At 62.8% G+C, this 11,687-nt stretch carries 11 protein-coding genes; 6 read left to right on the forward strand and 5 right to left on the reverse strand.

Annotated features, from left to right (window positions below; genetic code table 11):
* Positions 1-297: 297 nt before the first annotated feature.
* From AC1RQ5_RS04410 to AC1RQ5_RS04425, 4 genes are all read left to right on the forward strand, one after another.
* Positions 298-918, forward strand: a complete 621-nt coding sequence (locus AC1RQ5_RS04410) for a 2-hydroxychromene-2-carboxylate isomerase (RefSeq protein WP_493197217.1) — start codon at positions 298-300, stop codon at positions 916-918.
* Positions 919-1,136: 218 nt separating this feature from the next.
* Positions 1,137-1,574 (forward strand): hypothetical protein, encoded by a 438-nt coding sequence (locus AC1RQ5_RS04415; protein ID WP_493197218.1) that lies wholly within the window; start codon positions 1,137-1,139, stop codon positions 1,572-1,574.
* A gap of 192 nt (positions 1,575-1,766) precedes the next feature.
* Positions 1,767-2,078, forward strand: coding sequence for a hypothetical protein (locus AC1RQ5_RS04420; RefSeq protein WP_493197219.1), 312 nt, complete (start codon positions 1,767-1,769; stop codon positions 2,076-2,078).
* 80 nt (positions 2,079-2,158) lie between these two features.
* Complete coding sequence (locus AC1RQ5_RS04425; protein ID WP_493197220.1) at positions 2,159-2,413, forward strand: DUF6894 family protein; 255 nt, start codon at positions 2,159-2,161, stop codon at positions 2,411-2,413.
* Between the two features lie 7 nt (positions 2,414-2,420).
* Here the strand turns inward: AC1RQ5_RS04425 and AC1RQ5_RS04430 are convergent, their stop codons facing one another.
* Positions 2,421-2,582 carry a hypothetical protein gene (locus AC1RQ5_RS04430; RefSeq protein ID WP_493197221.1) on the reverse strand — a complete coding sequence of 54 codons (162 nt, stop codon included), beginning with the start codon at positions 2,580-2,582 and terminating at the stop codon, positions 2,421-2,423.
* Between the two features lie 71 nt (positions 2,583-2,653).
* Here AC1RQ5_RS04430 and AC1RQ5_RS04435 point away from each other — a divergent pair, with 71 nt between their 5' ends.
* Positions 2,654-3,127 (forward strand): secondary thiamine-phosphate synthase enzyme YjbQ, encoded by a 474-nt coding sequence (locus tag AC1RQ5_RS04435; RefSeq protein ID WP_493197222.1) that lies wholly within the window; start codon positions 2,654-2,656, stop codon positions 3,125-3,127.
* A 104-nt stretch (positions 3,128-3,231) separates the two neighbouring features.
* On the opposite strand, the gene AC1RQ5_RS04440 is transcribed toward AC1RQ5_RS04435, so the two are convergent.
* Complete coding sequence (locus tag AC1RQ5_RS04440; RefSeq protein ID WP_398483447.1) at positions 3,232-4,920, reverse strand: MFS transporter; 1,689 nt, start codon at positions 4,918-4,920, stop codon at positions 3,232-3,234.
* A 379-nt stretch (positions 4,921-5,299) separates the two neighbouring features.
* Here AC1RQ5_RS04440 and AC1RQ5_RS04445 point away from each other — a divergent pair, with 379 nt between their 5' ends.
* The gene (locus tag AC1RQ5_RS04445) at positions 5,300-5,971 is read left to right on the forward strand and encodes a response regulator transcription factor (RefSeq protein ID WP_398483445.1); all 672 of its coding nucleotides are present in this window, start codon (positions 5,300-5,302) and stop codon (positions 5,969-5,971) included.
* Positions 5,972-6,120: 149 nt separating this feature from the next.
* Here AC1RQ5_RS04445 and AC1RQ5_RS04450 read toward each other — a convergent pair whose 3' ends face one another.
* The 3 genes from AC1RQ5_RS04450 to hemA all read right to left on the reverse strand — a co-directional run bounded on the left by AC1RQ5_RS04450 (position 6,121) and on the right by hemA (position 11,595).
* Positions 6,121-9,639, reverse strand: a complete 3,519-nt coding sequence (locus AC1RQ5_RS04450; RefSeq protein WP_493197223.1) for a PAS domain-containing hybrid sensor histidine kinase/response regulator — start codon at positions 9,637-9,639, stop codon at positions 6,121-6,123.
* A gap of 236 nt (positions 9,640-9,875) precedes the next feature.
* Positions 9,876-10,208, reverse strand: a complete 333-nt coding sequence (locus AC1RQ5_RS04455; protein WP_398483440.1) for a GlpM family protein — start codon at positions 10,206-10,208, stop codon at positions 9,876-9,878.
* A gap of 157 nt (positions 10,209-10,365) precedes the next feature.
* Positions 10,366-11,595 carry a 5-aminolevulinate synthase gene (hemA, locus tag AC1RQ5_RS04460; protein ID WP_493197225.1) on the reverse strand — a complete coding sequence of 410 codons (1,230 nt, stop codon included), beginning with the start codon at positions 11,593-11,595 and terminating at the stop codon, positions 10,366-10,368.
* Between the last annotated feature and the right edge of the window lie 92 nt (positions 11,596-11,687).

Here is an 11,687-nt window from a genome sequence, read left to right on the forward strand (position 1 = left end):
AATTCGAATCCCGCTGCGCGCCGGTGACGCAGCGCAAGAGCGACTTTCAACATGATCTAGGGCGCGGCTGTATCCTCATCCTGAATTCTCCGCCCCTCATCCCGAGGAGCGCGCTGTTGCGCGCGTCTCGAGGAATGGCCGCGAGCCCCGGGGCCTGGCCAGTCATGGTTCGAGGCGGCGCTGCGCGCCTCCTCACCATGAGGGCGGAGTGGGGGGCTTGCCGTTCGAGAGGGCTGGTCCTCGTGTCGGCGTTTGATACGCTCCGCGCCGCGTTCGTATCCATTTGCCGGAGCCTCCATGTCCCAATCCATCGACTACTATTTCTCGCTGCCGTCGCCCTGGGCCTATATCGGCCATAAGCCGTTCATGGATCTGGTGAAAACCTATGATCTGAAGGTCAATTACAAGCCGGTTTTCCTAGGCGAACTGTTCGCCGAGACCGGTGGCCTGCCGCTCGGCAAGCGGCATCCGGTGCGGCAGCGCTATCGTTTCCTCGAACTGCAACGCTGGCGCGAGAAGCGCGGACTGAATTTTCATCTGAAGCCGAAGAACTGGCCGTTCGACGGTCGGCTTGCCGATGGCGTCGTGCTCGCCGCGCTGGAAGCGGGACTCGATCCGAATCCTTTCTTGCACCTCGCTTTTCCTGCGGCCTGGGAGAACGAGGAAAATGTTGGCGACGCCGCTGTGCTGGTGCGCCTCGCCGACCAGGCCGGGCTGCCCGGCAAGCAACTCGTCGAGCGTTCGCCGTCGGCGGAGATCACGGCACAGTATGAGCAGAACCAGAAGGACGCGCAGGCGAGCGACGTGTTCGGCTCGCCGGCCTATGTGCTGAATGGCGAGGTGTTCTGGGGCCAGGACCGGATCGAGTTGCTGGGTGATGCGTTGAAGTCGAAGCGCGCGCCATTCAAGCAGCCGTAAGATTTCTTCACCTCTCCCCACCGGGGAGAGGTCGACACGCGAAGCGTGGTGGGTGAGGGCGCTTCTCCAAGCGACGCGCTTGCGGCACCCCCTCACCCGGCTTGCTTCGCAATCCGACCTCTCCCCGGTGGGGAGAGGTGGTCCGAGCATCACCATGCTTATGGAGCATCGCAATGCGAATTGTAGTTGGACGCTCTTTGTCTATTTCATGCGTTGTTATGTTCTCGCTGATCACCGGCGCTTTCGCGCAATCTTTGCCCGACAGCGAAAATGGCCGCTATACATTGTCGCCGGTGAAAGACGGTGTCGTGCGTCTCGATACGCGCACGGGCACCGTCTCGACCTGCGCCGATAACGGCACGGGCTGGGCCTGCCGTGTCGTGCCTGACGAGCGTGCTGCGCTCGATACGGAAATCGGGCGACTGCAGCGCGAGAACGAATCACTGAAGGCGCAGCTTGCTGCGCGCGATACGACGGCGTCCGGCAAGACCGCCGAGGCATTGCCAAAGCCGAAGAGTGACGGCGAGCGCAAGATCGAAATCCCGCTGCCGAGCGATCGCGACATGGATCGCATGATGAGCACTGTCGAGAATGCATGGCGGCGACTGGTGGAAATGGCCGGGCGCTTGCAGCGCGATTACGGCGGGAAGATTTGAAGTGCTCTTCCTTAACCTCTCCCCGCATCTTGCGCGGGGAGAGGTTATGGAGTGCCTGCACTCGCATGGGTGCGTGGGTACAATCCTCCCCATCAGCCGGTTCCGCAGATATCATGTTCTATTTTCGGAACGTGCCGCTTGGCGCGCCGTTGACCTCACAGACATCACGACGACGAACGAAGTGAGGAACACATGAAAAAGACCATTATCGCCACCACGCTCGCCCTCGCGCTCTCGACGACTTTCGCTGCTGCGCAGTCAGGCTCGATGGGCTCGACAACGTCGCCGACCGGTTCGACGATGAACCAGAACAACGGAACATCGAAAGAGATGAACCGTGACGGCAAGGCCGATCGCAGCGGCATGACCACGGGCTCATCGACCGGTCGCATGGCACCTAGCGCAGGCGCCGGCAACAACGGCAATTCGATGGGCGGTTCGAACAGCTCGGTCAATCCGAGCAACTCCGCCGGCAGCGGCTCGGGCTCGGCGGGCGCGCGCTAATCAAGATTGGAAAGCCCCGGTTCACACCGGGGTTTTTCATATGACGTATCTTTTCAAGTCACGCATATAGGGAGCGATCCATGCCCCGATTCTATTTCGATTTAATCGATGGCAAGAAAGTACCCGATGTCGCCGGGCAATTGCTGCGCGATGAAGGCGCCGCTGTCCGCGTCGCCGACAAGCTGGCACGCGACATCTACAAGATCCGGCCTGAATTACGCGGAAAAGATTATTCGATTCTGGTGCGCGACGAAGACGGCGAAGAAGTGCATCGCGCCGATATCGAGGCGGCCGACCACGCCTTGCTCCAGAAGGAAACCGGCGCCTCGCACTAGCCGTGCCCTATGATGTCTGATCAAGGTCGATATCGTGACCGTCGCCATGGATGCGGTCGCGATCGGCCTGATCGGTCTTGTCCGCGTCCTTGATGATGGCCTTCTGCTGTTCGCGATCCTTGTCCTTGCGAGGCTCGGCAGGAATATCTCTTGAACTCGGTACGGACATGGCGTTCTCCCTTCACGTCGGTTGAGGAACGCCGGGAATGTATCTTGGTTCAACAGCCGCAAGGAGATGCCATGCCATCCGCCAAATCCATCACGCGCAGCGCACCGATGACTGTCACGGCCGATACGGTGGCATCGTCGGTTCTGACCATCCAGACCGGCGGTGCCGGCTTTGTCGATCTGACGCGCGAGGTCGCAACATGTCTCGGCGAGATTCATGCGCGTGACGGCGCGTTGACGGTTTTCATCCGCCACACCTCGGCATCGCTGACGATCCAGGAAAATGCCGATCCCTCGGTGCTGGTCGATCTGATGACAATCCTCGATCGGCTGGCGCCGCAGGATTTCCGCTGGACCCATGACACCGAAGGGCCGGACGACATGCCGGCGCATGTGCGGACCATGCTGACGGCGACGTCGCTGCATGTGCCGGTGCTGGCGGGACGGATGGCGCTGGGGACGTGGCAGGCGATCTACCTGATCGAACATCGCACCCGGCCGCATCTGCGCGAGGTGGTGGTGCAGTTTGTGGGGAAGGCGGGGTAGCTGAAACGTTTCTTTACCTCTCCCCACCGGGGAGAGGTAAAGGCAACAAGAAAACAAAAAGGCCGCGGATTGCTCCGCGGCCTTTGTTATTCGCGGGCCCGCGACTAGCGCGAGATGTCGACGTCCTTGGTCTCCGGCAGGAAGATCGCGCCGATGACGACGGTGATGCCTGCGAAGATGATCGGGTACCAGAGGCCGGCATAGATATCGCCGGTCGAGGCCACGATGGCGAAGGAGGTTGCCGGCAACAGACCGCCGAACCAGCCATTGCCGATGTGATAGGGCAGCGACATGGAGGTGTAGCGGATCTTGGTCGGGAACAGTTCGACCAGGAGGGCTGCGATCGGGCCGTAGACCATGGTCACGAACAGCACCAGGACGAACAGCAGTCCGATCACCGCCGCGACCTGCGAACGGAAGATATCGAACGGATGCGCCATCTTGATGATCTGCGCGTCACCCGCCTTCGGATAGCCAGCCGCCTGGACCGCGGCGAGAACGGCCGGGTTGGAGGTCTTGGCGTCCACGTAGGGCGTTTCCTTGCCGTTGACCATCACCTTGACCGGCGAACCGGCAGCGCCGGGGGCGGTCGAATACTTCACCGACGACTGGGCGAGATAGGCGCGGGCCGTATCGCAAGGCTTGGTGAAGACGCGGGTGCCGACCGGGTTGAACAGATCGCCGCACTGGGCGGGATCGGCAACAACCTCGACCTTGACGGTCTCGATCGCCTTTTCCAGCGTCGGGTTGGCGTTGGTGGTGATCATGCGGAAGATCGGGAAGAAGGTCAGTGCCGCGATCAGGCAGCCTGCCAGGATGATCGGCTTGCGGCCGATCTTGTCGGACAGGGCGCCCCAGAAGATGAAGAAGCCGGTGCCGAGCAGCAGCGACCATGCGATCAGCAGGTTGGCGGTGTAGCCGTCCACCTTCAGGATCGATTGCATGAAGAACAGTGCGTAGAACTGGCCGGTGTACCAGACCACGCCCTGGCCCATCACGCCGCCGAGCAAAGCGATGAGCACGATCTTGGCGTTGCTCCAGTTGCCGAAGGCTTCGGTGAGCGGTGCCTTCGAGGTCTTGCCCTCGTCCTTCATCTTCTGGAAGACGGGGGACTCGTTCAGGCGCAGACGGATCCAGACCGAGACGCCGAGCAGCACCACCGAGACCAGGAACGGAATACGCCAGCCCCAGCGCGCGAATTCGGGCTCACCGAGGGCCGAGCGGGTGAACAGGATCACCAGCAGGGACAGGAACAGGCCGAGCGTCGCCGTGGTCTGAATGAAGGATGTGTAGTAGCCGCGCTTGCCGGGCGGCGAATGCTCCGCCACGTAAGTCGCCGCACCGCCATACTCACCGCCGAGCGCCAGGCCCTGGGCGAGACGCAGGATGATCAGGATGATCGGGGCTGCGATGCCGATGGTGGCGGCATTGGGCAGGATGCCGACGATGAAGGTCGACAGGCCCATGATCAGGATGGTGACGAGGAAGGTGTATTTGCGGCCGACGATATCGCCGACGCGGCCGAACACGATGGCGCCGAACGGACGGACGATGAAGCCGGCAGCGAAAGCGAGCAGCGCGAAAATGTCGCGGGTCGCCTGGTTGAACATCGGCTGGCCGGTGGCGGGATCGATGACGCCGAAGAACTGCGCGCCGATGACGCCGGCGAGCGAGCCGAACAGGTAGAAGTCATACCACTCGAAGACGGTGCCGAGCGAGGAGGCGAAGATGACGAAACGTTCGTCCTTCGTCATCCCCGCGGACTTTGCGGATGTAGCTGCCATCGTGGACATGTGTGAATCGCTCCCCAAAATACGTTGCTGCAAAGCTGATGCTGCGGGTCTGTCGGTCAAAGACCTTCTGGACCTCTCGCCCGTTACGCCGAACTACGCCGACTTCTCTCGTAACGGGCTTCGGAACGCAGGCTAACATCGCGTGCAAATGCGCCCCAATACGACTTTAGGCCTTCGACTTTCGGCGCTGGAAACGGCGCCGATCATCGGTCCCCTGGGTTGCATCGCAGCATCGCTGTTCACCATTTTTACCGCGTGGCAGCATTGCGTGCTTGCATGGGATGTGCGACCGGGCGACATTGCAACCGACTGCGCTTTTGGCGTGCTCGCTCAACATGGTGGCCGCGCAGAAGGCGACCTCTGGCACTGACGGAACTCGATGACGGTACTTGCTCCCACGCGTTTGATCATTGCCGACGACCATCCGCTGTTCCGCGGTGCGTTGCGGCAGGGGGTGAGCAGCGTGCTCCCGACCACGACCATCGAGGAGACGGGAACTTTCGACGATCTCACCAGGATGCTGGAGGAAGACTCCGACGTCGATCTGGTGCTGCTGGATCTGTCGATGCCGGGGATCTCGGGTTTCTCAGGCCTGATCTATCTGCGCGCGCAATATCCGGCGATCCCGGTGGTGATCGTATCGGCGAGCGATGATGTCGGCACCATCCGGCAGTCGCTGGACTTCGGTGCGTCGGGTTTCATTCCGAAGCGCTTCGGTGTCGATACGCTGCGCGATGCGATCATGAAGGTGCTGGACGGCGATGTCTGGGTTCCACCGGATGTGGACATGACGGCGGCCGCCGATCCGGAAATGAGCAAGCTGCGCGACCGCCTGGTGACGCTGACGCCGCAGCAGGTGCGCGTGCTGATGATGCTGTCGGAAGGTTTGCTCAACAAGCAGATCGCCTATGAGCTCGGTGTGTCGGAAGCAACCATCAAGGCGCATGTGTCGGCGATCCTGCAGAAGCTGGGCGTGGAGAGCCGCACGCAGGCCGTGATCGCCGCAGCAAAGATAGCCGGCGGGCCGTGGAAACAGGACGCGGCGTCGTAGACGTCGCTCGCCTGTCGTCACCCGGCTTGACCGGGTGACCCAGTATCCGGCGATTTCTCCGCTCTATCACGAATGCCAGTGTCTACTGGATCGCCCGGTCAAGCCGGGCGATGACAACGGTGTGTGCGGCAACGGTGTGTGAGGCAACGCTACTCCGCCGCCACCATCTGCTGGCTCCGCCACTGTCCCAACAATGCGCGCAAGCTCGCCGGTTTCACCGGCTTGTTCTGCACGGCAATGCGATCCTGCCGCGCCGCCGAGCGCACATGCGGGCTGCGATCGGCCGTGATCAGGATCGCCGGGATGTCCTTGCCGAACCGCCCGCGGATCGCGCGGATGGCGGCGATGCCGTTGCCGCGGTCGAGGTGATAGTCGACGAGAATGCCGGTAAGGCGACGGCCCGAGGCCTGGATCTCGGCAATCGCCTCCATCGCCGCTTCGGGATCGGGCACCGCGATGACATCCGAGCCCCAGGCCTGCAGCAGCGTCTTCATGCCGTCGAGAATCGCGGGATCGTTCTCGATGCAGACGATCAGCGTGCCCGACATCGGCTGCTTCGACAGTGGCGTCGCACTGGTGACGACGGCGGTGTGATTGATCGCCTGTGCCACCGGCACCGTCACCGAGAAGAACGAGCCGCCGCCGCGATTGGAATCCAGCGCGATGCCGTGATTGAGCACATGCGCCAGACGCTTCACGATCGACAGGCCGAGCCCAAGGCCGCGGGCGATGCGGGCGCCCTGTTCGAGGCGATGGAATTCCTTGAAGATCTCGCCGCGCTTCAGGATCGGAATGCCGACGCCGGTGTCATAGATGCCGATCCGCAGCGCCGTGCCGCGGCGATGACAGCCGACCAGTACGCGGCCTTTCGGCGTATATTTGATGGCGTTGGAAATGAGGTTCTGCAGGAGGCGACGCAGCAGCAGGCGATCGGATTCCACCGGCAGCGAGCACGGCACGAATTTGAGTTCTATGCCCTTGGCTTGCGCGATCGGCGCATATTCGATTTCCAGCGAGCGCATCAGATCGCCGATGCGGAAGCCCGAGATGGCCGGCGTCATCGCGCCGGCATCGAGCCGCGAGATATCGAGCAGCGCGCCGAGGATTTCCTCGATGGCTTCCAGCGATTCATCGATGTTCTCGACCAGCCGCGCATCCTCGCCGCCGCCTTTGCGCTCGACGAGGCTGGTGACGTAGAGCCGCGCTGCATTCAGCGGCTGCAGGATGTCGTGGCCGGCAGCAGCCAGAAAGCGCGTCTTGGAGATGTTGGCGTCTTCCGCCGTGCTCTTGGCGCGGGCGAGTTCGCTGTTCAGCCGCGTCAGTTCCTCGGTGCGTTCGCGCACGCGCTTTTCCAGCGTGGCATTGGCGCGCTCCAGCGCTTCCGCCGCCTCGAAGCTCGGCGTCACGTCGGTGAAAGTGAGCACCAGCCCGCCATCGGGCATCTTGTTGGCGCGGACTTCGATGACGAGGTGGCGGTCCTTCAAGCGTTCGAGATAGGGCGTGCCCACCGTGGTGTAGGCCTTGAGGCGTGTCTTCAGCCTTGTGTCATAGTCGCCGGAGGGCGGCGCGCTGTGAATGTCGATGAATTCGAGGATCTCCCGCAGCGGAATGCCGATCTGCACGATCTGCGGCGGCAATCCCAGCAATTCGCCAAAGTGCTGGTTGGAGACGATCAGCTGCAGATCGGGATTGAAGACGACGATGCCCTGGCGCACGTGATTGAGCGCGGTCTGCAGCACTTCACGATTGAAGTGCAAAGCGGCGTGGGAATCGTCGAGCAGCTTGAGCGCCGCTTTGGCGGATACGGTCCGCTTGCGCAGCAGCAGCGACATCACCACGCGCGACGATGCCGCGCCGATGGAGGATGCGATCAGATATTCGGCGTGCTTGAGCGTTTCGAAATCCGCAGGCGCGGTCGGGTCGAGATCGACCCGGCGCCGCATGGCAAAGGCATCGAAACTCTCACGGGTGCGGGCCTCGCCGATATATTGCGTCACCGTGTTGAGGATGTCCTGCACCGTCACCGTGGTGCGCCAGCGCCGGAAGGACGGTGTGATCGGCGTCAGCGTGTTCGGCACGAATGTATCGGCCTGCAGGCGCTCGATGGAGGACGGCGCGCGCATGAGCGACAGCACGATATAGGTGATGATGTTGAGCGACAGGCTCCATAGCGTGCCGTGCAGCAGCGGCGGCAGGCTGGAGCCGAACAGGTCCTGCGGACGCAGAGCTTCGATGCCGAACGGGCCATGCTGCAGGAACGATACGCCGGCCGTTGTGGTGTCGAGGAAGCTCGGGATGAACAGCGTATAGGCCCAGACGATGAAGCCGACCACCATGCCGCCCATGGCGCCGCGGGCGGTAGCGCGACGCCAGATCAGGCCGCCGAAGAAGGCCGGCGCGAATTGCGCGATGGCGGCGAAGGACAGCAGGCCGATGGCGGCGAGCTGGGTATTGCCGAGGGCGCGGAAGTAGAAATAGGCCATCACCATGATGGCGAAGATGGAGAAGCGGCGGGCCTTGAGCAGGAAGTTGCCGTAGTCGGTTTCGCCATTCGGCGGCATGCCGCGGCGGCGCAGAGCGAGCGGCAACAGGATGTCGTTGGACACCATGATGGCGAGCGCCACGCATTCGACGATCACCATGGCGGTGGCAGCGGAGAGGCCGCCGATGAACACGGCCATGCTGAGCGCATGGGAGCCGGCCTCGATCGGCAGCGCCAGCACATACATGTCGCTGTCGACGGCGCCGAACGGGAAGGTGACGAGACCCGCGAGCGCGATCGGGATCACGAACAGGTTGATGGCGATGAGATAGGCAGGAAACATCCAGCGCGCGCGGGCGACGCCGGCATCGCCGGCATTCTCCACCACGCTGACATGGAACTGGCGCGGCAGCAGCATGATGGCGCAGAAGGACAGCAGCACCATGGTGAGGAAATTGCCGATCGACGGCGAGTATTCGATGGCGCGCAGCGCCTCCGGTGTCTTCATCGCGCGCTCATAGAGCTCGGATGGCGAGAACATCACGAAAGTGACGAAGGCGCCGGCGGTGATGAAGACCACGAGCTTGATGATGGATTCGGTGGCGACCGCGAGCATCAGGCCATGCTGGTGTTCAGTGGCGTTGGCCTGGCGGGTGCCGAACAGCACGGCGAACACCGCCATCGCGAGGGTCACGACGAGCGCCATGTCGCCGACAATGGGGACGCCGGCGATCGCCTTGTCATCGCCCAGAATGGTTTCCAGCGAGGAGGCGACGGCTTTGAGCTGGAGCGCGATGTAAGGCACCGAGCCGATGATGGCGATCACGGCCACGGTGGCGGCGACGGCCTGGCTCTTGCCGTAACGCGCGGCGATGAAATCGGCGATGGAGGTGATGTTCTGCGATTTCGCGAGACTGATCACCCGGCGCAGCAGCGGCGCGCCGAACACGAACAGCAGGATCGGGCCGATATAGATCGCAAGGAAATCCACGCTGGTGCGGCTGGCGACGCCGACCGAGCCGAAGAAGGTCCAGGACGTGCAGTAGATCGCCAGCGACAGCGGATAGATCAGCTTGCCGGCCATGCCGCGCTGGAACAGGCCGAGCCGGTCGCCATAGGAGGCGACGCAGAACAGAAAGCCGATATAGAGGAGGGCGGCGACGATCACGCCCCAGTCGTGCAGCATGTGCAAAGCTCCGTAGGAGCAGCAAACTAGCGCGTTGCGGGCGGGGGGGCGACAGGGATCTGGCGGGAGGGTTTATGGGCGGCTGTTATTCTCAGTCCCTCATCCTGAGGAGCCGCTTAGCGGCGTCTCGAAGGATGGCCGCGGTCTCGAGAGCCAGGTCAGCTCATGGTTCGAGACGGCGCTTCGCGCCTCCTCACCATGAGGGGCGGAGTACGCGTTGAGGGGCGGAGTACGCGTTACGAAATCGCGCGCAAGCCGTAAAAGCTGATCAGGATCACCACCAGCCAGGCGGCTATTCCGGTGGCGATGGCCAGCCGGTAATCCATCACGCCGATGGCGAGGTAGCAGGCGCCGAGAAAGGCCAGATAGGCCGGGATCGTCTTGGCACCGGCGAGCAGCGCCTCGCGAAAGCCGGATGTCTCGCCTTTGGCACCGACGATGGCGAGGGCAATGATCGCGAAAGTCGGAAACAGTGGCAGGATGCCCGGCAGCGTATTGCCGCGCTTGGACAGGAAGGCGATCAGCGCGGTGAGCAGGCCGCCGAGAATGCCTTTCCAGATGATGTCCAAGGGGAGGGTGTCCTTTGCGTGAGCTGCAGCTATCTCTAACCCTCATCCTGAGGAGCGCGCAACGCGCGCGTCTCGAAGGATGGCTGCGGGCTCGGAGCCAGGCCATCTCATGGTTCGAGACGCGGCCTTCGGCCGCTCCTCACCATGAGGGCAGAGCTTACTCCGCCGCCATCGCCTTCGCGCGCAGTGGCATGCCGAGTTCGTCCCACACCTGCAGCAGTGCTTCGGCGAGGTGATCGATCAGCACGTCGTCATGATAGGGCGACGGCGTGATGCGCAGGCGCTCTTCGCCCTTGGCTACCGTGGGATAGTTGATCGGCTGGATATAGATGCCGTGATCTTCCAGCAGCAGGTCGCTGGCCTTCTTGCACAGCTCGGCATCGCCGACAAAGACCGGGACGATATGGGTGTCGGTGGACATCACCGGAATGCCGGCCGAGGTGAGCACGGCCTTCAACCGCGCAGCGCGGTCCTGATGGCGTTCGCGCTCCCAGGTCGAGGACTTCAGATGCTTGATGGCAGCGGTCGCGGCCGAGCAGATCGCCGGCGGCAATGCGGTGGTGAAGATGAAGCCCGGCGCATAGGAACGCACGGCATCCACAATGTCCTTGCTGGCGGCGATATAACCGCCGAGGCAGCCATAGGCTTTGGCGAGCGTGCCTTCGAGCACGTCGATGCGATGCATGACGCCGTCGCGCTCGGCAATGCCGCCGCCGCGCGGGCCATACATGCCGACCGCATGGACTTCATCCACATAGGTCATGGCATTGTACTTCTCGGCGAGATCGCAGATCGCAGCCAGCGGCGCCACGTCGCCATCCATCGAATACAGGCTCTCGCAGGCGATCAGCTTTGGTCGCGCGGGATCGGTGGCCTTCAGCAGCTCCTCGAGATGCGCCACGTCGTTGTGGCGGAACACGACGCGCTCGCAGCCGGACTGGCGGATGCCCTCGATCATCGAATTGTGGTTGAGCGCATCCGAAATGATCAGGCAGTTCGGCATCAGCTTGGCGAGCGTCGAGATGCCGGTCTGGTTCGAGACATAGCCCGAGGTGAACAGCAGGGCGGCGTCCTTGCCGTGGAGATCGGCGAGTTCTTCCTCGAGCTGTACGAGGGGATGATGGGTGCCTGCGATATTGCGGGTGCCACCGGCGCCGGTGCCGACGCGGGTCGCGGTCTCGACCATGGCGCCGACCACTTTCGGGTGCTGACCCATGCCGAGATAATCGTTGGAGCACCAGATCACGACATTGCGCGGGCCTTTCGGCGTGTGCCAGACCGCATGCGGGAACCGGCCGGCGATGCGTTCGAGATCGGCGAAAACACGGTAGCGGCGCTCGTCATGAAGACGGGAGAGCGCGTCACTGAAGAACTTGCTGTAATCCATCGGAAAGACACCCAAAACGGAACCCGAAACCCAGCGTGGTCTGCGTTTTAGAGCCTTTCCAGTCTGGCTGTCGAGGCGCAATTGGGCAAATT

The organism is Tardiphaga sp. GW821-FHT12E02, from assembly GCF_058807155.1.

What these genes read in the sequence shown, in the direction of transcription:
- AC1RQ5_RS04445 (WP_398483445.1), top strand. Translation starts at nt 5,300, where the DNA reads ATGACGGTACTTGCTCCCACGCGTTTGATCATTGCCGACGACCATCCG.
- hemA (WP_493197225.1), bottom strand. Translation starts at nt 11,595, where the DNA reads ATGGATTACAGCAAGTTCTTCAGTGACGCGCTCTCCCGTCTTCATGAC.
- AC1RQ5_RS04450 (WP_493197223.1), bottom strand. Translation starts at nt 9,639, where the DNA reads ATGCTGCACGACTGGGGCGTGATCGTCGCCGCCCTCCTCTATATCGGC.
- AC1RQ5_RS04440 (WP_398483447.1), bottom strand. Translation starts at nt 4,920, where the DNA reads ATGTCCACGATGGCAGCTACATCCGCAAAGTCCGCGGGGATGACGAAG.
- AC1RQ5_RS04435 (WP_493197222.1), top strand. Translation starts at nt 2,654, where the DNA reads ATGCCATCCGCCAAATCCATCACGCGCAGCGCACCGATGACTGTCACG.
- AC1RQ5_RS04415 (WP_493197218.1), top strand. Translation starts at nt 1,137, where the DNA reads ATGTTCTCGCTGATCACCGGCGCTTTCGCGCAATCTTTGCCCGACAGC.
- AC1RQ5_RS04410 (WP_493197217.1), top strand. Translation starts at nt 298, where the DNA reads ATGTCCCAATCCATCGACTACTATTTCTCGCTGCCGTCGCCCTGGGCC.
- AC1RQ5_RS04420 (WP_493197219.1), top strand. Translation starts at nt 1,767, where the DNA reads ATGAAAAAGACCATTATCGCCACCACGCTCGCCCTCGCGCTCTCGACG.
- AC1RQ5_RS04425 (WP_493197220.1), top strand. Translation starts at nt 2,159, where the DNA reads ATGCCCCGATTCTATTTCGATTTAATCGATGGCAAGAAAGTACCCGAT.
- AC1RQ5_RS04430 (WP_493197221.1), bottom strand. Translation starts at nt 2,582, where the DNA reads ATGTCCGTACCGAGTTCAAGAGATATTCCTGCCGAGCCTCGCAAGGAC.